This is a genomic window from Fibrivirga algicola, from assembly GCF_011742925.1.
Taxonomy (GTDB): domain Bacteria; phylum Bacteroidota; class Bacteroidia; order Cytophagales; family Spirosomataceae; genus Fibrella; species Fibrella algicola.
In genome coordinates, this window is sequence record NZ_WAEL01000001.1 from 198,385 (window position 1) to 223,146 (window position 24,762).

Sequence of the window (24,762 nt, forward strand, 5' to 3'; positions counted from 1 at the left end):
AAATCGAGGCGCAAAAGTACGGCAGAAACGTGGATAGGCCACGCTTCTACACAACCTCATAGCGCTTTCCCGGCAGCGAACGAACATACCCGCGAAATTCGAGGCTGAGCAGGAGGGAAGCCAGCGCTCCCATGTTGATCTGCGACTGCCAGCTCAGCTCATCGATATGAAAGCCGGGCTTCTGGCGAAGTAACGCCACTACCTGGCTTTCCTGCGCCGTAAAATCGAGCGGGAGCGGAACGGATGCCGATGATTTGCCGGCGGCCATGGCGGTGGGGTCCTGATCCCAGTTCATGGCTTCGATGAGGTCGGTGGGGCTGGTGTAAATCTGCGCTTTGTTTTCGCGGATGAGCTTATTGCAGCCCGCCGAAAACTGCTGCGATAGCTGACCGGGTACGGCAAAGACGTCGCGGTTGTAATTATTGGCGTACTCGGCCGAAATAAGCGCGCCTCCTTTGGCGGCGGCTTCCACGATCACTACGGCATCGCTCAGGCCGGCAATGATGCGGTTGCGGGCTGGGAAGAAACGCGGATCGGGTTTAACGCCGGGTACGTGTTCGGTGAGCAAGCCGCCCAGCACCTGCATGTCCTGCGCCGTGCGGCTGTGCACCGACGGGTAAATAATGTCCAGACCACTGGCCATAACGCCTACTGTAGGTAGGCCATACTGCAAACTGGCGCGATGGGCGGCAACATCGATCCCGTAGGCCAGTCCGCTGATGATCGACACTCCATAGGGCTGCATGGCCTGCACAATCTCTTCGGTGGTGCGCCGACCGTAGTCGGTAGCCTGGCGTGTGCCTACCAGCGCCAGCGTGCGCGGGGTGTTCAGATCGGCGTTGCCCAATTGGTAGAGCAAGGCGGGCGCATCGTAGAGGGTTTTCAGGCGAGTGGGGTAATCGGGATCGGTGTAGAACAGCGCCCTGGCGTTCAGCTTCTCCAGCCGCCGTAGTATCTGCTCGGCACTATCCAGCAGACCCGGTTGCCGAATAGCGCGGGCGGTTACTTCACCAACGCCGGGAATTTTAAGAAGCCTGGCCGTGGGTGACGACAATACTGCTTCGGCTGACCCGCCATAGCTGATAAGCTGACGAATTAATACGCCGCCAACGCCCGGAACGAGCGAAAGGGCAATCTGATGGAGGTGCTGAGAAGTTGCGGTGGTGGACACAGGTACGTAATAAATGCTACCTGCAATCATATCGATTTCCCGCCAAAATTACTAACTGAGTTGCGCTCAGGAAGCAATCAGACAGGTTTTGGTCGACTTGTCTGATAATCAGTATAGATATAGTGCCAGATTTAATGATGTGATAACTAACAATCAGGGGTGTTCGAGGTTATACCTCTGTTCCCTACAGAACTTAAATACCTTTCGTATGAAAATTCAATTGAAACAAACGCTTCTGCTGGCTCTACTAGCAGTAGGAGGTGGTGCAATCGCACAAACGAACACATCCGGTCGGCCGGAAACGCCGGCAACGATGCCCGGTACAATGGGATCGTCATCTATCAACCGCCCATCGGGCACCACGTCGAAAGAGACTGACAAAGACCTGGTTGATAACCTGCTCGGCGCCAGCGATTTCTCGACGCTAAAGGCCGCTATGGTTGCCTCTGGCCTGGTTGATAAGGCAAAAGGGGCCGGTCCGTACACGGTGTTTGCACCCTCTAACGCGGCGTTTGATAAACTGCCCGCCGGAACGGTAGAAACGCTGGTGAAGCCCGAAAATAAAGGCATGCTGGCCGGTATTTTGGCCTACCACGTGGTATCGGGCAATGTATTGGCCGCTGATCTGAAAGATGGTCAGGTGATCAAAACAGTAGGCGGTGGTTCGCTGACCGTGCGTAAGCAGGGAAATGCGGTGATGCTGACTGATGCCAAAGGCGGATCGGCTACCGTAACTGTCGCTGACATCAAGGCTACCAATGGTACGGTACACGCGATCGACTCGGTATTGATGCCAAAATAAATAGCCTCTTTTTAGTACAAAAAGCCGCTCAGCCAAGAATCAAATTCCGGTTGAGCGGCTTTTTGCTGTCCGGTTATGTAGCCCTATCTGCCCCATGAACAGCCAGATAGGGCTAGCGTACAAGTATATCAACAGCGACCCCATAGTGTGAGCGTGGCATGTCCGCGCTTGCAGGCTACCGTGTTACGTAGAGTTTATGGAACCATGATCTCTTTGTTAATCACCCCGATTTAACTTTACAATCTGGTAAACCTATACTAAAAGTGGGGTAATAGCTGAGCCGTTCCTTTGTCGAAGTATTCGTAGAAACTACTACTTCCCCACATGAAACGCGTAGCCTTACCACTCTCGTCAGCTTTACTGGCGGTCTCTTTGCTTAGCTGCTCAACGTCTGAAAATGGCTCGGCTCCCCAAAGCGACGTTGTTTTAGCCAGCAAATCGGTCACCCCCGAACTCGCCAAAGCCATGCCCGGCTTCGAGTCTATCAATGTTTATTCGCTCATCAGCAGTGATGATAAAGTAGCTGAGTCGCCCAATTTCACGTTTGGTGGCTCTGCCGACGGCTCTGGCCTGCTGAAAAACGCCGATGGTACCTACACGATGCTGGTGAACCACGAGGATAACTTCTCGGTGTCGCGCCTCACGTTCGACAAAACGCTAAAGCCAATCAAAGGCGACTATATCCTAAACTCAGACGGAGGGCAGTGGCGGCTCTGCTCGGCAACAATGGCAACCCCGGCCGAGCATGGTTTTGGCCCGCTTTACCTGACCTGCGGCGAAAGTGGCGCGGAATCACGTACCCACGCCATAAACCCATACGGCGACGCCAGTCAAAACAGCATCAGCCGCGAGGTGGAAGCATTGGGCCGGTGGAGCGCTGAGAATGCCGTTCCTCTCAACAAAAATGCGTTTCCCGGCAAAACGGCTATACTGATTGGTGATGACGACAGCGGTACCAACGGTGGTCAGCTGGCCATGTACCTCACCAATACGGTTGGCGATTTGCAGAATGGTTCGCTGTATATGCTGCGCCGGAAAGACGGTAACGCCCGCGAAATGGATATGAAAGCGGGTGCCAGATTCGACGTTGAATTTGTACAGATCCCAAACCATAAGTCGCTGACTGGCGCCCAGATCAACTCGGCAGTGAACGACCTGAAAGGCATTAAGTTTGGCCGGGTGGAAGACATTGACTACCGCAAAGGTAGCGCGGCCAATAACCGCGAAGTCTATTTCAACGTAACGGGGCAGGCTAATACGGGTGTAAATGCCGATTATTCGCGCTCAAAATACGGCCGCCTGTACCGCCTGGTGATGGACGCCACCAATCCGTTGACGGGTACGCTGGAAGTAGTGCTCGACGGCGACGATAAGGCCGGAATCGCTAAGACCTTTCAGAACATCGACAATATCTGTGTTGGTACCAACTACCTCTACGTGCAGGAAGATCCGAATAGCTACGGCGACGAAACCCACGATTCGTACATCTACCAGTATAACATCGCTACGGGGGCGCTTAAACCTGCGCTGGTTCTCGATCACCGCCGCGACGCCACCGATAAAGACAAATACAACCGCGACGCCATCTTCGCGTATAAGAACAGCTCGTTCGGATCATGGGAATACGGCGCAATGATCGATGTGTCGGAGACCATCGGTGTGCCTGATTCGTTCATCATCTCGCTGCAACCCCACACTTGGACCGATAAGAAGTTTATCGGCGTGGATGGTGGTAAACTCCGCGCCACCGACAGTGCAAGCGACCGGTCTAACGCGCAGGCGAGCCAGTTGATTCTGGTTCGTGGGTTGCCCCGCTAATCAACTCCTCTTTTTATCCAGTATCAGGCTAAGGCGCAGTAAGCAGGTCAGTTACCTGCCTCTGCGCCTTAGCCCGTATGCATAGACCTCGTATGGAACTAGTTGCTGAACAAACCACAGCTCAACGAATCAGACGTACCCGCTCCTGGTGGATTTCGGTAGGCGTACTTGCCGCTACGGTGCTCGTACTGTACTATTGGACACGCCCCCAGCCCACCCCGCTCGACCGGGTACGTACCCAGTACATAGCCGATATCGTTGCGCTCGATACGGCTACTACCAGGCTACACCGGGCGCTCAAAACCGGTCAACAGGCCCCGGATGTACAGACGGCTTTCCTGACAACGCGGCTAGCCTGGAAGCGGGTCGAGTTTCTGGCCGAACTCTACAACCCCGAACCCTCGAAGGCGATCAACGGCCCGGCTATCGCCGAAGTGGAAGAAGACGATGCGCAGCAAAATGAAGTACAACCCACTGGCCTTCAGGTGCTCGAAGAAGGGTTGTTCCCGTACCAGCCTGGCGAGCGAACCAACCTGATTCAGCAGGCGGGTGTGTTGCAATCGGCGGTGGGGCGGCTGTATAAAGTGTCGGTCAACAACCCCATGACTTCCAGCCACGTGTTCGATGCCATGCGGTTGGAGGTGTTTCGGCTGATTTCGCTGGGCATCACCGGTTTTGATTCACCGATTGCCAACACATCACTCCCCGAAACGGCCGAAGCGCTGGCCAGTCTGCGGCGGCATCTGGCTTTTTATCACCTTGAAGACCAGCACGAATACCTCGCCATTCAACTCGATTCAACCTTTGCCAGGGCAATCTCGTACCTGAACCAGCCGGTCACGTTCAACGATTTTGACCGGTTAACGTTTATCCGGCAACACGCCAATGTGCTCAGCAGTCAGCTACTCGACGCGCAACGGGCCCTGGCTATTCCCGTTTTTCAGGAAAGTCGCCTGTTGTCGGCGTCGGCCCGCACGCTGACCGATCCCGATGCGTTTGACGCTAATTACTTCGTCGATGCTACCGCTCACCGCTCCACGCCTGCGCGTGTTGCACTAGGGAAACTGCTTTTCTATGACCCTATTCTATCGGGCAGCCCCGAACGTACCTGCGCCACCTGTCACCAACCGGCAAAAGCCTTCACCGACGGCGAGTCGAAAAGTCTGGCGGTGACTTCCACACGGGAGCAGCCGGGTATAAAGCGCATTGCCCGTAACGCACCAACGCTGTACAATGCTGCCCTCCAGGCCGCCCAGTTTGCCGACTCGCGGGTCGCTTTTCTGGAAGATCAGGCGAGTGATGTAATCGAAAATGAGAACGAGATGCATGGGTCGCTGCCCAAAGCGGTGGCGGCTTTGACCGACAACAGGAGCTATCGGCAAGCGTTTGCCCGAACGTACCCGGATGGGGTGACGGAAGCTAACCTCAAAAATGCCATTGCCAGCTATGTGCGTTCACTCGTCCGCCTCGACTCCCGCGTAGACCGGGCCATTCGATCTACTGACCTGTGGCAACAACGGGCGATCCTGTCGGCGGAGGAAACCCGGGGCTTCAACCTGTTTATGGGCAAGGCCAAATGCGCCACATGCCATTTCTACCCGCTCTTCAACGGCACAGTTCCGCCTGCGTATCTGAAAACAGAAAGCGAAGTGGTGGGCCTACCAGCTACCGCCGCAAACAGCACGTTGGATAGCGATCTGGGTAAGTTTCAACATACCCGGATTAACCTGCATAAGCACTCGTTTAAAACACCGACGGTTCGTTTCGTCGCCCAAACGGCACCGTACATGCACAACGGAATCTATAAGTCGCTCGATGAGGTAATTGATTTTTACAATCGGGGAGGGGGCGCTGGTCTCGGGTTTGACGTACCCAATCAGACCTTGCCTGGGGATAAGTTAAACCTGACCGAATCTGAGAAAAAGGCCCTCAGTGCGTTCCTGATGGCATTATGAGGTGTATTTCAGTCACTTACAGATAAGGTCTGACTGCCTTTTAAGTTGATTTACTCTATCAGTTTACACGGGTCCGTTCACTCAGTATTGTCAGCCTTTATCTATACATTGGGCGTTATTACCTAAACAATTATCCTTTTCACCTAACACACTATAGTCATGGGTTTCCTGTATTCTATTATCATCGGAGGTATCGCCGGCTATCTGGCCAGCCGTTTCATGGACAGTCACAACAGTGCACTGGTCAACATCATCCTCGGTATCGTGGGTGGATTGGTAGGCGGTTTTATTGCCAAGCGGCTGGGTAACGACCCCGACAACGACGGGCTGGTTATGAACCTGCTGATCGCCTTCGGTGGCGCCGTTGTGCTGATATTCCTTGGGCGTCTGTTCTAGAGAAACAGCGTCAGCAAAAAATGCCCGGTTCATATGGATCGGGCATTTTTGTTGCTACATGGTCAGGCGCAACGTACCTGGCAGGCGACCTTGCTCATTCGTCAGACGGTATTCCGGGCCTGCGTACTTGTCGATGTGTACTGGCATGTCTCCGGTACCAGCAGCCAGAATACGGCCAGGGCGGCTACTGCAATACCAGACAGGATCAGAAAGGCCGACGCATAGCCCGACCGTTGAACAATGGCCCCGGCGAACGCATTGCTTAGCGAGGCGCCAAGTCCTACGGCTGTGGCAATAGCGCCCTGTGTGGTGTTGAATAAACCGCTTCCCTGCGTCAAATCGGCAACGATTAAGACAGACAAAACCCCGAAAAGGCCAGCGCCGACGCCGTCGAGTAACTGGATGCTGACCAGGGCTATGGGGTCGCCGGTGAGCGTATACAACAGCCCCCGTACTGGTAAAACGGCAAACCCAATCAGCAGAAGTCGTTTCCGGCCGTTTGGCGCCAGTTGACCCGCCCAATAGCTAACGGGAATCATAACCACCTGCGCCACAATGATGCAGGCCGACATGTAGGCCGACGACGTACCTGCGCCGTTGCCTTTGGCCAACTGTTGCCCAAGTAGGGGGAGCATGGCTGCGTTGGCAAAATGAAACAGCACGCAGGCCAGCGCAAAAAACAGGATATCCCGATTACTTGCCAGCGCTCGCCACCCCATCTTCTGCTTGTTTGAATCAGTCTTATTGTCACCATCGCCCCGGGCCCGCTCATGGTCGATGTCTGACTCGCGAATGCGCCAGATAGCCACACTGCTGAGCAACGACATGGCCGCGAGCAGCACGAAAATACCCTCTGCGCTGACGTAATAGCCAATGAGCCCCGCCATCGCCGCTGCAAACACATTACCGCCGTGATTGGCCGTTTCATTGCGTCCAATACGTCTGTCGAGTGCTTTATGGCCCACCAGCCCCAGGGTAATGGCGGCCAGGGCAGGTGTAAACCAGGCCGCTGCCAGACCCATCAGTACCTGACCGCCGATGATGACGGAAAAGGTGGGGAGGAGCACCGTTCCCAGCGAAGCGGTGGCGATTAACAGCGACGCCAGGATTGAGTACAGCCGTTTGCGCCGCGTACGATCGACCAGCGCACCGGCTGGCGTTTGACTAACCACCGTAGCTATACCCATTACCGACATCGCTAAGCCAATATCCTGGGCCTTCCAGTGGCGCGAGGTGAGCAGGTAGATCGCCAGGTAAGGCCCCAGACCGTCGCGGACATCGGCCAGAAAAAAGTTGGCCTGGTCGAGGGCTCGCAGGCTGACGGTAGACGGCTCGTGCGCGTCGGACCGGCTTGGGGCTGCTACCATTTCTTGAAGATGAAGAAAACCGCTACTACCATAAAGGCAAACCCGACAATGTGATTCCAGGCCAGCTTATCAGTCTTGAAAAAATAGACAGTGATTAGCGTAAAAACAGTCAGCGATACGGCTTCCTGAATGGTTTTGAGCTCAAAAAGAGAGAAAGGGCCGCCTGTTTCGTTGGAGCCGATGCGGTTGGCCGGCACCTGAAAAATGTATTCAAAAAAAGCCAGGCCCCAGCTAAGCATGATGATGCCAAACAGCGATAATTTGGCGATCATGGGGTACTGTTTAAGCTGTAGATGGCCATACCAGGCCAGGGTCATGAAGATGTTGGAGAGCGTGAGTAATAGAACGCAGTAAAGCGATTTCATTCGGGAGTTGAGTAATGCCTTTTTAGGCTAGTTGGACATGGGTACTGGAATATGAAGCGTGCTGGTAAACGTAAATGCCTGCCAATTCAGGGATAACTGACCCCCCAGTAAGGTTGTTAGGCGATGGCTTATCCATAGGCCCAGGCCGTGACCTTCTTTGAGCGGGTCGGCTTGAAAATAGGGTTCGGTCAGTTCAAGAGTAGGGCCATTCTCGCGCGATGTGCTGTTCTGAACCAGCACGACTGCTCCAGCAGGGTTTGTGCCGTCGACAGTCACCAGAACGGTGCTGCCCGCTACGCTGTACTTGATGGCATTTTCGATCAGGTTCAGCAGAATATGATCCAGCTTTATGGCGTCGGTTGTCAATGCCAGCCCTGGCCCCGGCTGGATGGTTAGCTGGGTAGTTACTTCATAATCGGCTGCAATGGTAGTCAGCTGGTGCAGGCAACGGGCCACCTGTTGATCCAACTGAAGCGCCGATAGCTGAAGCAATGGTGCCGATTCGTCGGGGCGGCTAAGCGTCAGGAACTCGTCAATGAGCCGGCTCAGCCGACGTACTTCATCTAACTGACCAGCCAGAAAAGGCTGCAAATCCGCATCGACATGTCCGCTGCTGAGGGTGACTTCCAATCCGGTTTTCATCACGGCCAGCGGGGTACGTAGTTCATGCGCGGCAGCTCCGAAAAAATGCCGTTGCGTGTCGATGGTAGTCTGAATCCGTTCCAGCATCTGATTCAGGGCCATCGTCAGCGTATAGAGTTCATCGCGGCTGGTAGGCAGCGAGAGCGGCTCAATACGGGTTGCGGTGCCGATTTGGGCGGCCTGACCAACCAGGTTTTTGATGGGCCGAAGCAGCCAGCCCGCTGCGCCATAACCCGCCGCCAGCGCCACTACTAAACTAGAGAGCCACCCCAGGCCAAACACCCATCTCAAGTCCTGAATGTCGCGTTGCAGACTGCCATCGGGCACAGCCAGCGTGAGGTGAACCTGACTGTCGATGAACTGGTCGGTCGACGATTCTACGGTGACCAGGCGATAATTGCTGGCAACGGGCGGCAACGTACCTGGCTGGTGAAAACGCCGTTGCCGGGGTGAGCCATCGTCATTTGGAAAGTCAGGACTCCTGAACAATTCACGGGCCGGCAAGTAAGCCGACGAGGCTACGATGCGCATTTGTTCGCGAAGGCTGGGTAGCGGAAGCACAACAGGATCAATACTGACCATCGATAGCAGCCAGTTGGCGCGGGTTCGGGTAGCCCGGTCAAACGCTGTTTGCAGGCTCTGTTCGGCCCGGCTCAGCATCAGACTGCCGGTAATGGCGCTGACGAGGGCAAACACCGCTGCTACTGCCAGCACAATGCGGCTGCGCAGGCTCATGCGGTTCGGAGCCGGTATCCCTGCCCAATTAGTGTTTCAACCAGTTCCGGTTGTTTGCCTGCGTCGGTTGGTGCGGCGGTATCAAGTTTTTTCCGCAGCTGGTACATGTGCACGTCAATGACGTTGCTGCCCCGGTCGTAGTCGATGGCCCAAACTTTTTCGGCAATTTCGGTGCGGGTCACAACGCGCCCCGCCTGACGCATCAGCAGTTCAAGTAGCGCAAATTCGCGGTTGGTGAGGTCCAGCTTTTTGCCATTCCGTAGCACTTCCCGGCTGGTGAGGCGCATTTCCAGATCGGCTACCCGCAGCACAACGGCGTCGCCCGTAGTGGTTTTTCGCTGCCATACCCTGATCCGAGCCAGTAATTCCTCAAAATCGAATGGCTTACGCAGGTAGTCGACCGCGCCCAGATCCAGCCCCTGCACCACAGTAGGCGCATCGCCGAGGGCCGACAGGATGACCACAGGTACGTTCAGCCCAAAAGCGCGCATATTTTTCAGAACGTCGAAACCGGTTTGGCCGGGCAGCATCAAATCAAGCAGGACCAGATCGTAGAGTCCACCCGCCAGTTGGTCGAGCCCTTCCGTACCCGAGTAGGCCAGATCGGCCACGTGCCCCACCTGCTCCAGCCCTTGCCGAATAAACCGGGCCAGCTTACGCTCGTCTTCGATGACTAAAATTTTCATGTAGCACAAAGCCCCCCTCGTTGCGCGAGGGGGGCTGACTGGTTAACGATTAGCGGACAAGATACTGCTGACCATTGATTGTCAGCACCGATGCGCGGAGGATGTTGGCTTTCTGAAGCTGGACCTGTCCTTCGCCCAATGTCCGGGTGTAGCCCTGAACGGTAATCTCGGTTCCTTTCTTGGCCAGATTCGTCAGCTGGTAGGCAATGTGTGGTGGGACGTGAACGATGTTGTTATCGTTGATCACCAGCCCATTGACACGGCCGCTGCGGTCTAATTTGTAATCGGTGATCTTACCGGTTGTCGTGGTCATGACGGGTGTCACCGGCGTTGGGGGGGCGGTTGGCGGCCCGTCGGTAACGGTTGTTTTTCCGGCAGTCAGGCTGGTCATGTGAAAGCTGGTTTCGCCATCGGGTCTGGTATCGGAGAAACCGGTTACACTCACTGAGCTGCCCGTTTTTATCGCCTGCTGTACCTGCTTGCCCAGATGCGGCGGAAACTGAACGGCCATCGGCTTGGTACCCGTGAGAGTGAATCCATTCAGAATGTAGTCGTCGTTGCCCGTCAGTTCACCAACGGTTCCGGTTACGGTTGTCAGCGAGAGCAGCCCATGTTCGCGACCGCCTGGCCCACCTTTTCGGCCCATCTTTCCTGGCCGTCCCGGCCCGCCCTGACCGGGACCATCTTGCGGTCCGAAGCCGTCGCGCATCCGGTCACCTTTGAATTTTTTCATGCCTTTGCGGTCGCCTTTCGCAAGGCCGCGACCGCCCATGCCCGGACCGTCAATCGCCGTTGGATTGGTTGGGGGCGGCGGCGGCGTAGTGTTGGCGGTCTGTGCATGAGCGGTGGCAAATCCAGCCAGCAGGAGTGAGGTGATGATGAGATTCGTTTTCATTGGTAGCGTTTGTTTTACTGGTTGATTGTGAAACAAAGCTATCCGTGCCAGTTAAGGTCAGTCTGAAGCCGACATTAATTTTTCTTCATGTTGAGATTGGCGTCTGCCTAGCACTGCTGTTTGCACCAGGCCGTGAGCCTGTCGGTGACGCCTGGTGCAAACAAGCCATACGCTATAACAAGTACAAGCAGAGCATGTACCTACGCCTCGCTGGCTGTCGTTAATTGGCTGATCGCTGCCTCGTCCAGTTTCAGTTCGGCCGCTTTGGCGATGTCGTGTAGCTGCTCAACGCTGGTAGCGCTGGCAATTGGTGCGGTAATGCCTGGGTGCGCCATGAGCCAGGCCAGTGAAATCTGAGCAGGAGTAGCCGAATACTGCTCTGCTACCTCGTCGAGGGCCTTTAGAATCCGGAAGCCCCGGTCGTTCAGGTATTTCTTTACCCCCTGCCCCCGTGGACTTTTCGACAGGTCTGCCTCCGACCGGTACTTCCCCGTCAGGAATCCGCTGGCAAGGGCGTAGTAGTTGATCACGCCAAGGCCATATTGCTTCACAATTGGCTCGTACTGCTGTTCGTATGTTTCCCGATCGTACAGGTTGTATTCGGGTTGCAGGCTTTGGTAGGCTGGATAACCCTGTTTGGCACTGAGCTCCATCGACTCCCGTAACCGTTCTGGTGTGAAGTTCGACGCCCCAATGAACCGCACTTTCCCAGCCTTGATCAATTGGCTAAAACCGTCCAGCGTCTCTTCAATAGGCGTATCCAGATCGTCGTAGTGCGATTGATAAAGGTCGATGTAATCAGTTTGCAACCGGCGGAGGGAGTCTTCTACGGCCTGCGCCACATAGGCTTTCGAAAGACCTTTCTTATCCGGCGCCATTTTAGAGCCAAGCTTTGTAGCGAGTACAATCTGATCCCGTTTACCCGTTTTCTTTAGCCACTTGCCAATGATCGTTTCCGATTCGCCGCCCTGGTTGCCTGGTACCCAGTGCGAATACACATCGGCCGTGTCGATGAGGTTGAAACCGGTATCGACGAAAGCGTCCAGTAGTTGATAGGAAGTTGCCTCGTCGGCTGTCCAGCCGAATACATTACCGCCAAAAGCGAGTGGTGCTACAGACAGCGTCGAGCTGCCAATGGTACGTTGTTCCATGAGGTTGTTGTTAACCGGCAGCACACATCAGCGGGCTGCTCACCGTCAAAACTGGCTGGAACAACGAACAGTTTTAGGAAAAACAACAGGAGACGCTGGAAAAGGGGAGTGGGCGGGCCGACCTTAATTGAGCTTCTCGCGTAGCTCGGCCATAAACTGCCGAATCTCCCGGAGCTTATCAAGCATGCGGGCTGTGTCGGTCTGGGCTGTTTGCTTTTTGCTCAGGTATTCGCGGGCGCCCTGGAGTTTGAACCCCCGGTTTTCGACCAAATCAAGAATTTCGCGCAGGTGTTCAATCTCGGCTTTGGTGTATACCCGATCGCCGGAACGGTTCTTTTTAGGGCTTAGCGTGGGGAATTCCTTCTCGTAATAACGCAGCTTCGAGATGTTGACATTGAACAGATCAGCCACTTCCCGAATGCTGTAATACCGCTTGTCGCCCGATTCCATATTGGTGTTACGATGTGATTTAAAGGCTGATGTCTGCCAGAGTTGCCAACCCAACGGCGAAAATAACGTAATTTTGTGGCCTTAACCTCACCCCCGGTCCCTCTCCTTGTGAAGGAGAGGGGAGCCGAACTACAGTAGCTTCGCCCTGTGGCAGCGCTAAGCTGAAGCGGTTCCCCTCTCCTAATGTGGGAGAGGGGCTAGGGGTGAGGGAAACTACAGCACTATGACTTCTCCTGAAATACGCCGCCAGTTTCTGGATTTCTTCCGGTCAAAGCAGCATTTGATTGTCGCTTCGGCACCGCTCGTTGCCAAAAACGACCCTACCCTGATGTTCAACAACTCGGGGATGGCTCAGTTTAAAGACTTTTTTCTCGGCAACGGTACGCCACCTGCCAAACGCGTTGCCGATACGCAAAAATGCCTGCGTGTGTCGGGTAAGCACAATGACCTTGAGGATGTTGGCTTCGATACGTATCACCACACGATGTTCGAAATGCTGGGCAACTGGTCGTTTGGTGATTACTTCAAAAAAGACGCGCTCGAATGGTCGTGGGAATTGCTGACGCAGGTGTACAAACTGCCGAAAGACCGCATTTACGTGTCGGTGTTCCAGGGCGACGAGAAGGACGGTGTACCTTTCGATCAGGAATCGTGGGACCTCTGGAAAGGCATCATCGGCGACGAGAGCCGTATTATTCTGGGCAACAAGAAAGATAACTTCTGGGAAATGGGTGAAACTGGCCCCTGTGGTCCCTGCTCGGAAATCCATATCGACCTGCGTTCGCCCGACGAAGTAGCCGAAAAGTCGGGTAAAGAACTGGTCAACGCCGATCACCCGCAGGTGGTCGAAATCTGGAATAACGTGTTCATGCAGTTCAACCGGAAGGCCGATGGCTCGCTGGAAGAACTACCCGCCCGCCACGTCGACACCGGTATGGGTTTCGAGCGGTTGTGCATGGCCATCCAGGGCAAACAGTCGAACTACGATACCGACGTGTTCTCGGGTACGATCAACCTGATTGAGCAACTGTCGGGACGTACCTATACGGGCAAGATGGAAAAGTCGGACGTGGCGATGCGCGTGATCGCTGACCATATCCGGGCTGTATCGTTCGCCATTGGCGACGGACTGGTGCCAAGCAATGCCAAAGCTGGGTACGTTATCCGCCGTATTCTGCGCCGCGCCATTCGCTACGGGTACTCGTACCTGGGCTTTACCGAGCCGTTCATGACCAAACTGGTGCCCCTACTGGCCGATCAATTTGCCGACGTGTTCCCCGAACTGAAAGCCCAGCAGGATTTCGTGGCTACGGTCATCCGCGAAGAGGAAGTGTCGTTCCTCCGCACGCTGGGCACCGGCCTGACGCGCCTCGACCAGATCATCGACCAGCTCGGCGACACGAAAACCATCGCTGGCGAAACCGTTTTTGAACTGAACGACACCTTCGGTTTCCCCGCTGACCTCACCGCTCTGATCGCTCGCGAAAAGGGGCTGGAGATCGACGAATCCGGTTTCCAGAAAGCGTTGCAGGAGCAAAAGCAACGTTCACGCAAAGACGCCTCGTCATCGACTGGCGACTGGATCGATCTTCAGGACGTTGACAAGATCGAGTTTGTTGGCTACGACGAAACCGAAGCCTATGCCCAGGTGGTAAAATACCGCCGCGTGCAGAACAAGCAGGGAACGCAGGTACAAGTAGTACTCGACCGCACACCGTTCTATGCTGAATCGGGCGGACAGATCGGCGACACCGGTACGCTGGAGCTGTTCCAGAGCAACGTACCTAAGGCCACACTGCGCGTACTGGATACCCGCAAGGAAAACGACCTCAGCATCCATCTCGTGGCCGACCGCCCCGATATAGACGACCTACTGCAATCGGCTGATCTGGTGTTTGCCAAGATCGACACGCACCGCCGCGAACTGACCGAAGACAACCACTCGGCTACGCACCTGCTGCACTCGGCCCTGCGCGAGGTGCTGGGTACGCACGTGGCGCAGAAAGGCTCGTACGTTGGTCCCGACGCGCTTCGCTTCGACTTCAGCCACTTCGGCAAAATGACCGACGAGGAAATCAGCCGCGTGGAAACGATCGTCAACGAGAAGATCCGCCAGAACATCCCGCTCGACGAAAAGCGGAACGTACCCATCGAGCAGGCCAGAGCACTTGGTGCTACAGCCCTGTTCGGTGAGAAATACGGCGACTTTGTCCGCGTCATCACCTTCGACCCCAGCTATTCGGTTGAACTTTGCGGCGGCACCCACGTACCGGCTACGGGTCAGATTGGTCTGTTCAAACTCACGTCGGAAGGGTCAGTGTCAACCGGTATCCGCCGGATCGAAGCCAAAACGTCGGAAGGTGCCCTAGCCCTGCTGAATGAGCAGGAAGCGATCATCAACGAGTTGAAAGAATTGCTGAAAGCACCGAAAGACGTGGTGAAAGCCGTACAGTCGATTCTCGATGAGCGCAACGCCCTGCTGAAAAAGGTAGAGGCGCTGGAAAACGAAAAAGTACAGCAAATCAAAGAAGAACTATTGGGTAAGGTGCTGACCGTCAACGGTCACAGCATGGTTGTTGAGCGCGTGAACGTACCCAACGCCGACGCATTGAAGCAACTGGCCTATGACCTGAAAGCCAAAGTCGATAACCTGGCCGTGGTGCTCGGTGCCGATATTAATGGTAAACCGCAACTCGCCGTCATGTTGCCCGACAGCCTCATTAGCGGTCGCGGCCTCAACGCTGGCCAGGTAGTGAAAGATCTCGCCAAAAACATCAAAGGTGGCGGTGGCGGTCAGCCCTTCTTCGCCACAGCCGGTGGTTCCGACGCCTCCGGCCTCGACGCCGCCCTGGCGCAGGGCCGTGAGTTGTTAGGGTAAGTTGACTTTTAGCCCCATTGGGGCGGTATTGTCAATAGCCAACGTACCCAACTGAGTGGGATAGAGCCCCGTCTGGGCGATATGGTAGGTGTATAAACCTTACATGTCGTCCCAACGGGGCTTTGTCGTTATCAAATGATAGTGTCCCATTGACATGCCGCCCCGATAGCACTGCTACGCTCATAGATACCTTAAGGATGGGTAGAGCTGGCTCAGTACAACTCTTTGTCTGTTCAGTGAGTTTGTGTAAAAACAGCCAACGCCATGCGAGTAATAGTACTACCACTTTCTCTGCTGATCTGGAGTTTTTTTCTGCTTGGCTGCGGAGCCGATTACTCTGTTTTACCCACTAACGCGCCGGTCGACGAACAGAAGCAGCCCCCCAAGAAAGAACCCGAGAAAACCACCAAAGGCTATCGCATTAAACGGATCGTTTACGAAGGCACCTGGGCAACAGGGGCTACTACCGAATTTGAATACGGCAGTAATGGAAAAGTGAGTCGGGCCATCTACGTAGGGCATGATTCCGGGCGGGGCGCTCCGAAAGGCTTGTTTGCTTACAATGCCAGTAATCAGCTTGTTACCTACGACTATCAATATCCGTATGTCGACAGCCAGGGCTTTTCGGGCGAGCAAACAGTGTTCAGCTACAGCCCTCAAAACAACGGCCCCGGCCAGCCGATGGTCGATATTCTGTTTGCCCAGACCGATTTTGTGAAGCCAGACGGGGCGCGCCAGTTACTGAAACACACTACCTCGACGTTGATTGGCGGCGTGGTAAACACCGTGCGGACTGAGGCCACAACCGCCGGATCATCAGCCACTACAGATGAGTATACCGTTGAGTCAGGCAACCTGACGGCTATTAAAGCCTTGACCGGACCGGATCAGTACGAAACCTTCACCTTCGACACAAAACCAAATCCGTTTTTCGGCCTGGTTGGACCAGATATCACGCCCGTGCGCCGCTACAGCCGGAACAATGTGACAGAAGCTACAGTCAGGTATTCAAGTGGTAGCGTGCGAACGTACACAATCAGCTACACCTACAACGACCAGGGGTTACCAGTCACTGCCCAGACCTCAAATACGTCGTCGCGGATACTGTTCGAGTACGAAGCGTATTGAAAAGTTAATCGTGTCATGTTTCCAAAATACAGCGTAACTAACCTCTACTGACAATTATCGTCGATGAGGGTCAGCGTTTGGCGTAGCTGTTCAATGGCTTCGTCGGGAATACCGGCCAGCGCTGTGCTCCGGTTCCGGGCAATGATGGGCGCTACGGCCTTGATCAACTGCTCACCCTTTGAGGTAATCTGTCGGTTTACCCGCCGCCGGTCCTGTTCGCTGGTCGTCTGAATCAGCAACTCCTTCTTTACCAGCAGGTCAATGATGCGGGCAATCGACGCCTGATCTTTAAACACCCGCTCGCCAATCTCGAACTGGGCCAGGGTAGGGGTTTCCTGAATGACGTTCAGTACCAGCCACTGATCAATGGTAATGTCTACACCCGCCTGATCGATGTTATGCTGTGCAAACTGCCGGTAGCGTTTAATCGTCTTCTCGAGCGTGTAAAAAATTACCTTATTGATCATAGCGGACCGGTGGTTTGATTCCGCAAGTTAACCCAAACGCTGCCTTGTCGGAGTAGACATGATCGTAGCTGGCATGGGTTTCCTCCGATAAGCATGCCGCCGCTTGGGGACGGTTGATCAACCGTTCATCCCAGAAATGAGCGGTTTCGGTCATAAACCGTTGCCCATTCAATGATATATCATATAATTTTAGCGCACTAAGCAACAAATCAAACACCGCTTGCTTCTTTAGCTAAAAAAGGCGCTGACGCACGCTGATGCCTGTTTATGAGCAATAATTCACTAACAAGAACCTCTCTCTTTCTGATCATCTGACGCCATGAAAAAGCCTTTTCTTGCTCTTGTACACATGCTGATGCTGACTGCGCTGAGTTTGGTCAGTTACGGGCAATCGGCCCGTCTTCAGGGTACTGTCCGGGCCGCAGATGGAAAAACCATCGAGGTAGCTACCGTAACGCTGCACCGGGCGGCCGACTCGGTCGTAGTTAAAGCCGAATTTTCGGATGGTAACGGCCTCTACCAGTTTACCATGCCAGCACCGGGACGCTACCGGGTGTCGGCCTCGCAGGTTGGCTATGAACGTACCTGGTCTGAGGTGGTGACGGTGGCTGCCGAGGGCATTACGCTACCTGAGTTGACCCTGAAGCCCAGTCAGGCTACCACGCTGAACGAAGTGAAAGTGGTTGGCCAGAAACCGCTCTACGAACGACTGGCCGACCGGACGGTGGTGAATGTAGAAGGCAGCCCGCTGGCGGCTGGCAATACCTCGCTCGACATTCTGGCCCGCTCGCCGGGCGTTACCGTCGACAACAACGATAACCTGGCCTTGCGCGGGCGGCAAAACGTGCTGGTACTCATCGATGGCCGCCGCCAGCCCATGAGCGGTACCGAACTGGCCGATTACCTGCGTTCGTTACCCGCTGATCAACTGAAAAGCATTGAGTTGATCACCAATCCTCCTGCCAAATACGATGCGCAGGGTACGGCCGGTATCATTGCCATTAACCTCCGTAAAGACCAGCGTATGGGTACCAACGGCACAGTGCAGGCGACCTATGGCCGGAGTCAATACGAGAAAAGCACAGCGGGATTCACGCTCAATAATCGGCGTAAATTAGCCTCGGGCGCTTCGGTAAATCTATTTGGTTCGTATACGTACAGCAATCGGAACGGTATCAGTCTGCTGGATATTCACCGCGATTTTTACGCAAAAGGACCCACGAGTCAGCCGTTGCTGACGGGTACCAGCGATCAGACGAACCGGATGTTGAACGCTTCTACGGCCAATACAGCCAGAGCCGGCATTGACTTTTCGCCGTCGAAGCGGACCGTGCTGGGCCTGGTGTTGAGTGGTCAGGAGGTGCATGCGCCGGGTCAGCTGGGGGTAAACGAAACCAGTTTGTTCGACGCTGGAGGCAAGCTGATTGATTCGTATCAGGCCCAGAACGTAAGGAAGGCCTCTCTACCGAATGGGGCAGTGAACGCGAACCTGAAACACACCTTCGCCGACTCGCCCGATAGCCCCGAATTAACCGCTGACGCTGATTATGCCCGCTACAAATCGAATCGGGTGCAGGAATTGACTACCGCTTACCGGCAACTGGGGCGGTCGGCTACACTACTTACCGGCGACCAGGCGGGTGACCTGAGCCTGATGTCGATAAAGACTGATTATGTGCAGCCATTACCGAACAAGGCCCGGCTTGAAGCAGGAGCGAAGTTTAGCCGGGTATCGTCTGACAATGACGTTGTGTTCCGCATCACGGAAGGGTCACTCACCACCATTGACGTAAACAGAACAAATCGATTCAATTATGACGAAACGATTCTGGCCGGGTACGTGAACTGGAACCGGACGTTAGCGAAAACTAATCTGCAATTGGGCCTAAGGGCTGAACAAACGATTGCGCAGGGCCGACAGGTAGTTGGCGACATGGGTTTCGATCGTAATTACGCGCAACTCTTTCCAAGTGCCGCAATTAAACAGACGCTCAACAAAAACCATGACCTGAACCTAACGTTGAGTCGACGTATTAACCGACCAGCTTATAACCAATTGAATCCATTCCGGATTATTATCGATCCAACTACGTCTGGAGCAGGGAATCCCAACTTACGGCCCGAAACAAGTTACAACGTCGAGCTGACGCACACCTTCAAAGGCAAATACAGTACGGGTATCAGTTACGCACGTACTTCGTCGCCGATGATCAACGTTGTGCAGCCCGAAACTGATTCAACAGTGGTATCCACTAATGTTAACCTCGACCGGCAGGATTACGTGGCGTTGACCTTCACGGCTCCGGTACAACCGGCCAACTGGTGGCAGATATACAACAACGCGGTGTTTTACTACAGCAACTTTGTGGGAAACCTGGCCGGAACGGCACTCAATCGGGGGCGCGCTGCCTTTAACCTGAGCAGCAACCACACCTTTACGTTTGGCAACGGCTGGTCGGGTGAACTGAACGGCACGTTCCAGTCGGGCGAGCAGTATGGCTTTCTGCGTGTACAGCCAAACGGCCAAGTCACAATTGGGTTGCAAAAAGCGGTTTGGGAGCGTAAAGGCACGTTTCGCCTGAATGTATCGGATGTCTTCTTTACCCGAACGGTCAACGCTGTGTCGTCGTATGACAATTACGTAGAGCGGTTTTACCAGCGTCAGGACTCACGGGTAGCGACGCTGTCGTTCTCGTACCGGTTTGGCAATGATAAAGTAGCCCCTACGCGTCGTACCGGTGGTGCCGAAGACGAAAAGCGCCGGGCGGGGTAATACATGCAATAGGCCTCTCTGTCAGCAGCGAACTACTTACTGACAGAGAGGCCTCTACTAACTAATTCTATATGACAGCCTAATTACGCGAAGCAACGGCTGTTTTCTCTTTCGCCGCTACACGCCAGATGCGGTTGCCTGAATCATCGGTGACGAGCAGCGAGCCGTCGGGCAGCGTGAACGTACCTACGGGGCGGCCGTGTACGTCTTGCCCTTCATTGGGGGCGATAAAACCGGTCAGGAAATCCTCGGGTTTGCCGGGTTTGCCATTGGTAAAGGGAACAAAAACAACCTTGTACCCCGATAGTTCAGAGCGGTTCCAGGAGCCATGCTGCCCAATAAATGCTCCATTCTGGTACTTATTCGGGAAGCTCTTTCCGTCGTAAAAGGCCAGGCCAAGCGAGGCCGTATGAGCGCCCAGCGGTACGTCGGGCATGATGGCTTTCTTCACCAGATCAGGCTTCTCTCCGGCGCGGCGCGGGTCTTCTATCTGACCATAATAGCTGTAGGGCCAACCGTAGAAACCACCTTCCTGCACACTGGTCAGGTAATCGGGCACAAGGCCGTCGCCAAGCTCGTCGCGCTCGTTCACCGCGGCGTACAGCTTATTGGTGCCCGGTTGCCAGTCAATACCGACGGGGTTCCGTAGGCCACTGGCGTAGATGCGCTCGCCCGATCCGTCGGGGTTGATCTCCAGAATGTTGGCCCGGCGAACTTCATTTTCCATTCCGTTTTCGCCCACGTTGCTACCCGATCCTACGGAGATATAAATTTTCTTACCGTCGGGGCCAGCCAGCAGGTTCCGCGTCCAGTGGTTATTATAGCCACCAGCGGGCAATTTCAGAATGGTATCAGGCTTGCTTGTCAGCTTTGTGGTGCCTGCTTTGTACGGGAAACGCAAGAGGGCGTCGGTGTTGGCCACGTAGAAGAAATCGCCCATCACCAGCATACCGAAGGGCTGGTTTAAACCCGTTAGAAAGACAGACCGTTGATCAGGTTTACCATCGCCGTTGGTATCGCGCAGCAGCGTAACGCGGTTGGCGCTTTCGTCGAACCGCTGAGAGTCGGCCTGCCCGTTTACGTCAGCAACCGCTTTTTTGACGCCTTTCTTTTCCGTGTTCGATTCTGACACGAAGACATCACCGTTTTGGGCTACATACACCCAGCGTGGATTAATCAGGTCGCGGGCGTACTCGGTAACCACAAAGCCATCGGGTGCGGTCGGCATCTGCCCGTTGGCCCAGCCGATTACCTTGCTGAATTTTACCGCCGATTTACTGGCGTAAGGGGCCGGCAGATCTAGCGGGCCAATGGCGGTTTCGACCTGTGCGGCCTGGCCTTCACCTTTCTTTTTATCGGCGCAGCCAGCCACTAACAGGCTGCCGGCCAGCAGTAAGCTGGGAATTCGTAAAGCGATCATTTGTTGAGCGATTATTGTCTACTACGGACTAAAGTCCGTTTTGGGAAATATAAAAAACGGACTTTAGTCCGTGGTACAACTATGTAGTTGAATAACTGCCTGTATTGCCGTTTGGTTACTCTTACTGCCAATTCGTACCTTTCCAACCATGTCTCTACAACCACTTTTCATGCGTCGTGCGCTCGAACTGGCTCAACACGGCCGGGCAACAGCTAGCCCCAACCCAATGGTAGGGTGTATTATCGTGCATGACCTGGGCAATGCGCCCACGGGCCGAATACTGGGCGAAGGCTGGCACCAGCAGTACGGTGGCCCACATGCCGAGGTGAACGCCGTTCGGGCCGTATCACTGGCGGATGAGGCCCTGCTGCCGGAAGCAACCGCCTATGTCACGCTGGAGCCCTGCTCGCACTATGGCAAAACGCCGCCTTGTGCTGACTTGCTGATTGCTAAGCAACTAGGCCGGGTGATCTGCTGCAACGACGATCCGAATCCACTGGTATCGGGACGCGGTTTTGCCAAACTTCGAGCGGCCGGCATCGAGGTGATTACCGGGCTGCTTGCCGACGAAGGCCGTGCGTTGAACGCCCGTTTTTTTACGTTTTTTGAGCAAAAAAGACCGTATATCATCCTGAAATGGGCCGAAACTGCTGACGGCTTTATGGGTGGGGTAGGGGCCACGCCTGTTGCGATCAGTGGCCCATTGGCAGGTCGGCTGGTGCATCGGTGGCGGAGCGAAGAAGATGCGATTCTGGTAGGGACCACCACCGCCCTAAACGACAATCCCCGTTTGAATGTCCGTCATTGGCCTAGCAAGTCACCCATCCGGATCGTGCTCGACCGCTCATTAGCGTTACCGCCCTACCTGCATCTGTTCGATGGCTCTCAACCGACGCGCGTGTACCATACTCCAGGCCTGACCCCGCCGACCGATCAGCCTGCAATCAGTTACGTGCCCGCCGACTCGCTGGCCGATATCATGGCCGATCTGCACCAGCAACGTATCCAGTCGGTGCTGGTCGAAGGCGGTGCGCAAACGTTAACATCATTTCTGGATGCTGACTTATGGGATGAAATCCGGTTGTTTCGCAGCCCTGCTTCGCTACAGGCTGGCATTCGTGCGCCGCAGGTACGTGGTCAACTAATCGAGCAACAGCAGGTTGATGGTGATACGCTGCTGGTGTATCGGAGATGAAACCGTAGCACCGAAACGAACCGCCGCAGCGGCTCCAACTTCGGCACTACACCAATACTTCGCCATTTACCCAAACGCCCTGCTTCACCAATTCCTGATCGAGCCTGACGAGATTGGCAACGTACCCGGTGGCAACGCGCCCAATCTTGTCGGCAAGGCCCACAACGGTAGCTGGCGTCAGGGTGGCCATGCGCAGCGCGTCGGTCAGGGGCAGGCCTACCTGCTGCACGCAATACCGAACGCAGTCGAGCACGGTAATGGCAGTACCCGCCAGCGTACCCTGTTCATTAACGTATCGGCCGTGGGCTGGTGAATCGGACGCGCCCGTGCCTGGTTCGAAGTGAACGATAAACGTCTCGAGCGTAAATGCGGGACGGGGCGGGTTGGCAAACAGCGCGTCGGAAATCAGGAATAAGCGGTCAGGGCCTAACACACGGTGGGCCAGCCGGATCGCTGCAGGGGCGCAGTGGTAGCCATCGGCCACAATGCTGCTGATCACCGAAGGGTGGTCGAAAATCGCACCTACCGTGCCCGGTTCGCGGCTTTCAAAAGCCCGCATGGCGTTGTACAGATGCGTTGCCAGCAAAAACCGGTCAGTAGCCGAACCGTCGCCAAAGGCGCTGGTAGCCTGCTGGTACGTAGCGTTGCTATGCCCCAGCGACAACAACGTACCTGACGCTTTCGCCAGGCAATACAGCAGCGACAATTGCGCGTCTGACAGAATCTCAGGCGCCAACGTCAGGATGCTGATGGCGTCGGCATGGGTGCTGAAGAGCTGCTCCAGTTCACCGTCTGCCGGCACACGCACGTACTTATCCCGGTGGGCACCGCGTTTTACGGGGTTGAAGTACGGCCCTTCGAGGTGAATACCGGGTACGTTTAAAGGCATCTCATCGCGCACGGTCCGCACCGCATCAACGGCCTCCCGCATTTCGTCGAAGTGGGTTGAGTGCAGCGTTGGCAGCAGGGTTGTGGTGCCGTTCAGCGCGTGGCTTTTCCAGATATGCCGAACCGTTTCGGGGGTTAGAGACGCGTTGAGAAACTCCGTGGAACCGCCATAGAGTTGCAGGTCAATCAGACCCGGTACCAGATAATCACCCTGCAAATCGATGACAGAATCGCCGGCGTTTACCGGCAAATCAGGTCCGATCGCTGTAATCTGGCCATTCTCAACCTGAACGCAGGTATGTGGTAGAAAGGTATCACCGGTGAAAACGGTGGCGTTGATGAAGAGCATAAGTTGACTGGCTACCTTATTGTTGAACAGTAGTCAATTCGGCCGGGCCAGCCATGAGGCTGCCAAACTGCTGCTTAAACGCATCCATGTGCGGCATCGCAGCGTGGGTGGCCAGACCGGCCTCGTCGTCCCAGCGTTCGTGCATAATAAACTGGTCGGTATGCTCGGCGCTTTCATAGAGTTCGTATAACTGACAGGCGGCTTCGGCACGTACCTGCGGAATCAGGTCAAGAAAAGCGGCTTTCAACTCAGCACCTAAGCCCGGCTTGGCGGTAATGGTAGCGAATACAAAGAGGGACATTTTTTGACGTTTGTGGTTTGGTGTTTGACGTTGCGCTGCCTGCCTGCTATTACGTGCATTGGCAACGCAACGTCAAACACCAAACCGCAAACGGTAAACTCTCTACTGCCAGATCGACCAGGCTTTTTCGGCTTGCAGGACGAGCATCTGATAGCCATTCATAACGGCGGCACCCTGTTCTTTTCCGCGACGCATGAATTCGGTTTCGGCTGGATTGTACACCAGGTCATAGAGCCAGTGTTGCGAATTCAGTTGCTCGTACGGCAAGTCGGGAGCCGCGTCTGCTTTGGGGTACGTACCCACCGGAGAGCAGTTAACAATGAGTTGATAGTCAGCGATAACGTTAGGTACGTCGGCATAGGTCAGGCCGTTGGCCGACGGGCTTCGCGACACCATTTTGTACTCGATATCCAGATCGTGCAGGGCGGCTACTACGGCTTTAGATGCCCCGCCCGTGCCTAATACCAGCGCGTTGGCAGGCAAAATCGACAGGATATCCGGGTCGTCGGACTGTTCACGGACGGTATCGCCCACCCACTCGGTCAGTGACTGCCGAAAGCCATAATAATCGGAATTGAAGCCGGTTTTTGTGCCATCGGCTTCCAGACGGATCACATTTACCGCGCCAACCTTCTCGGCTGAGGCGTCGAGCCGGTCGAGAAAGGGCAGTACGTTTGTCTTGTGGGGAATGGTTACGTTCAGACCGCGCAACCCCGGAAGGGCAAGTAATTCGGGTAAGGCCGTCTGAACATCAGGCATATCGAACAAATCGTAGCGGGCATTTGTAATACCTTCGCGGGCAAACTTCTCGGTAAAGTAGGTCTGAGAAAACGAATGAGTGAGCGGATGCCCGATGAGTCCGTAGCGTGTCATAACCGCAAAGGTAATGGCTATGACGAATGCCCGGTCAGTATTATCGTTTGTTGAATT

Annotated in this window: 21 protein-coding genes; 8 read left to right on the forward strand and 13 right to left on the reverse strand. The window is 55.0% G+C overall.

The window, feature by feature from the left end; all coding sequences use genetic code 11:
- Window positions 1–46: 46 nt before the first annotated feature.
- On the reverse strand, window positions 47–1,171 hold the full coding sequence (gene dprA / locus F7231_RS00805; protein WP_310589260.1) for a DNA-processing protein DprA: 1,125 nt from the start codon (window positions 1,169–1,171) through the stop codon (window positions 47–49).
- A 208-nt stretch (window positions 1,172–1,379) separates the two neighbouring features.
- Here dprA and F7231_RS00810 point away from each other — a divergent pair, with 208 nt between their 5' ends.
- The 4 genes from F7231_RS00810 to F7231_RS00825 all read left to right on the forward strand — a co-directional run bounded on the left by F7231_RS00810 (window position 1,380) and on the right by F7231_RS00825 (window position 6,142).
- The gene (locus F7231_RS00810) at window positions 1,380–1,973 is read left to right on the forward strand and encodes a fasciclin domain-containing protein (protein WP_166690567.1); all 594 of its coding nucleotides are present in this window, start codon (window positions 1,380–1,382) and stop codon (window positions 1,971–1,973) included.
- A gap of 324 nt (window positions 1,974–2,297) precedes the next feature.
- Entirely contained in the window at window positions 2,298–3,791 is a 1,494-nt protein-coding gene (locus F7231_RS00815; protein ID WP_166690568.1) for a PhoX family protein, read from the forward strand.
- Window positions 3,792–3,868: 77 nt separating this feature from the next.
- The gene (locus F7231_RS00820; protein WP_166690569.1) at window positions 3,869–5,746 is read left to right on the forward strand and encodes a cytochrome c peroxidase; all 1,878 of its coding nucleotides are present in this window, start codon (window positions 3,869–3,871) and stop codon (window positions 5,744–5,746) included.
- A 159-nt stretch (window positions 5,747–5,905) separates the two neighbouring features.
- Window positions 5,906–6,142, forward strand: coding sequence for a GlsB/YeaQ/YmgE family stress response membrane protein (locus tag F7231_RS00825; protein WP_085410492.1), 237 nt, complete (start codon window positions 5,906–5,908; stop codon window positions 6,140–6,142).
- A gap of 101 nt (window positions 6,143–6,243) precedes the next feature.
- Here F7231_RS00825 and F7231_RS00830 read toward each other — a convergent pair whose 3' ends face one another.
- The 7 genes from F7231_RS00830 to F7231_RS00860 all read right to left on the reverse strand — a co-directional run bounded on the left by F7231_RS00830 (window position 6,244) and on the right by F7231_RS00860 (window position 12,433).
- The gene (locus F7231_RS00830) at window positions 6,244–7,509 is read right to left on the reverse strand and encodes an MFS transporter (RefSeq protein ID WP_166690570.1); all 1,266 of its coding nucleotides are present in this window, start codon (window positions 7,507–7,509) and stop codon (window positions 6,244–6,246) included.
- Window positions 7,503–7,874, reverse strand: coding sequence for a DMT family protein (locus F7231_RS00835; protein ID WP_166690571.1), 372 nt, complete (start codon window positions 7,872–7,874; stop codon window positions 7,503–7,505). Before F7231_RS00835 ends, F7231_RS00830 begins: the two co-directional genes overlap by 7 nt.
- Window positions 7,875–7,901: 27 nt before the next feature.
- Window positions 7,902–9,251, reverse strand: coding sequence for a sensor histidine kinase (locus F7231_RS00840; RefSeq protein WP_166690572.1), 1,350 nt, complete (start codon window positions 9,249–9,251; stop codon window positions 7,902–7,904).
- Complete coding sequence (locus F7231_RS00845) at window positions 9,248–9,937, reverse strand: response regulator transcription factor (protein WP_085410488.1); 690 nt, start codon at window positions 9,935–9,937, stop codon at window positions 9,248–9,250. Before F7231_RS00845 ends, F7231_RS00840 begins: the two co-directional genes overlap by 4 nt.
- Window positions 9,938–9,986: 49 nt before the next feature.
- Window positions 9,987–10,832, reverse strand: coding sequence for a hypothetical protein (locus F7231_RS00850; RefSeq protein ID WP_166690573.1), 846 nt, complete (start codon window positions 10,830–10,832; stop codon window positions 9,987–9,989).
- Between the two features lie 200 nt (window positions 10,833–11,032).
- Entirely contained in the window at window positions 11,033–11,983 is a 951-nt protein-coding gene (locus tag F7231_RS00855) for an aldo/keto reductase (RefSeq protein WP_166690574.1), read from the reverse strand.
- Between the two features lie 123 nt (window positions 11,984–12,106).
- Window positions 12,107–12,433: a MerR family transcriptional regulator gene (locus tag F7231_RS00860; RefSeq protein ID WP_085410485.1), complete on the reverse strand. Its 327-nt coding sequence runs from the start codon at window positions 12,431–12,433 to the stop codon at window positions 12,107–12,109.
- A 223-nt stretch (window positions 12,434–12,656) separates the two neighbouring features.
- Between F7231_RS00860 and alaS the strand changes: the two genes are divergently transcribed.
- Window positions 12,657–15,311, forward strand: coding sequence for an alanine--tRNA ligase (alaS, locus tag F7231_RS00865; RefSeq protein ID WP_166690575.1), 2,655 nt, complete (start codon window positions 12,657–12,659; stop codon window positions 15,309–15,311).
- A gap of 264 nt (window positions 15,312–15,575) precedes the next feature.
- A complete protein-coding gene (locus F7231_RS00870; protein WP_166690576.1) occupies window positions 15,576–16,439 on the forward strand; it encodes a hypothetical protein in 864 nt (287 codons plus the stop codon).
- 44 nt (window positions 16,440–16,483) lie between these two features.
- On the opposite strand, the gene F7231_RS00875 is transcribed toward F7231_RS00870, so the two are convergent.
- Window positions 16,484–16,906: a MarR family winged helix-turn-helix transcriptional regulator gene (locus F7231_RS00875; RefSeq protein WP_085410482.1), complete on the reverse strand. Its 423-nt coding sequence runs from the start codon at window positions 16,904–16,906 to the stop codon at window positions 16,484–16,486.
- A gap of 319 nt (window positions 16,907–17,225) precedes the next feature.
- Here F7231_RS00875 and F7231_RS00880 point away from each other — a divergent pair, with 319 nt between their 5' ends.
- Window positions 17,226–19,679 carry an outer membrane beta-barrel protein gene (locus tag F7231_RS00880; RefSeq protein ID WP_166690577.1) on the forward strand — a complete coding sequence of 818 codons (2,454 nt, stop codon included), beginning with the start codon at window positions 17,226–17,228 and terminating at the stop codon, window positions 19,677–19,679.
- 79 nt (window positions 19,680–19,758) lie between these two features.
- Here the strand turns inward: F7231_RS00880 and F7231_RS00885 are convergent, their stop codons facing one another.
- Complete coding sequence (locus F7231_RS00885) at window positions 19,759–21,099, reverse strand: PQQ-dependent sugar dehydrogenase (protein ID WP_085410480.1); 1,341 nt, start codon at window positions 21,097–21,099, stop codon at window positions 19,759–19,761.
- Between the two features lie 169 nt (window positions 21,100–21,268).
- On the opposite strand from F7231_RS00885, the gene ribD reads away from it, so the two are divergent.
- On the forward strand, window positions 21,269–22,294 hold the full coding sequence (gene ribD, locus F7231_RS00890; RefSeq protein WP_166690578.1) for a bifunctional diaminohydroxyphosphoribosylaminopyrimidine deaminase/5-amino-6-(5-phosphoribosylamino)uracil reductase RibD: 1,026 nt from the start codon (window positions 21,269–21,271) through the stop codon (window positions 22,292–22,294).
- 46 nt (window positions 22,295–22,340) lie between these two features.
- On the opposite strand, the gene nagA is transcribed toward ribD, so the two are convergent.
- The 3 genes from nagA to F7231_RS00905 all read right to left on the reverse strand — a co-directional run bounded on the left by nagA (window position 22,341) and on the right by F7231_RS00905 (window position 24,705).
- Window positions 22,341–23,531, reverse strand: coding sequence for an N-acetylglucosamine-6-phosphate deacetylase (gene nagA, locus F7231_RS00895; protein WP_166690579.1), 1,191 nt, complete (start codon window positions 23,529–23,531; stop codon window positions 22,341–22,343).
- 16 nt (window positions 23,532–23,547) lie between these two features.
- Complete coding sequence (locus F7231_RS00900) at window positions 23,548–23,832, reverse strand: putative quinol monooxygenase (protein WP_166690580.1); 285 nt, start codon at window positions 23,830–23,832, stop codon at window positions 23,548–23,550.
- Window positions 23,833–23,934: 102 nt separating this feature from the next.
- Window positions 23,935–24,705: a shikimate dehydrogenase family protein gene (locus F7231_RS00905; RefSeq protein ID WP_166690581.1), complete on the reverse strand. Its 771-nt coding sequence runs from the start codon at window positions 24,703–24,705 to the stop codon at window positions 23,935–23,937.
- Window positions 24,706–24,762: the final 57 nt, after the last annotated feature.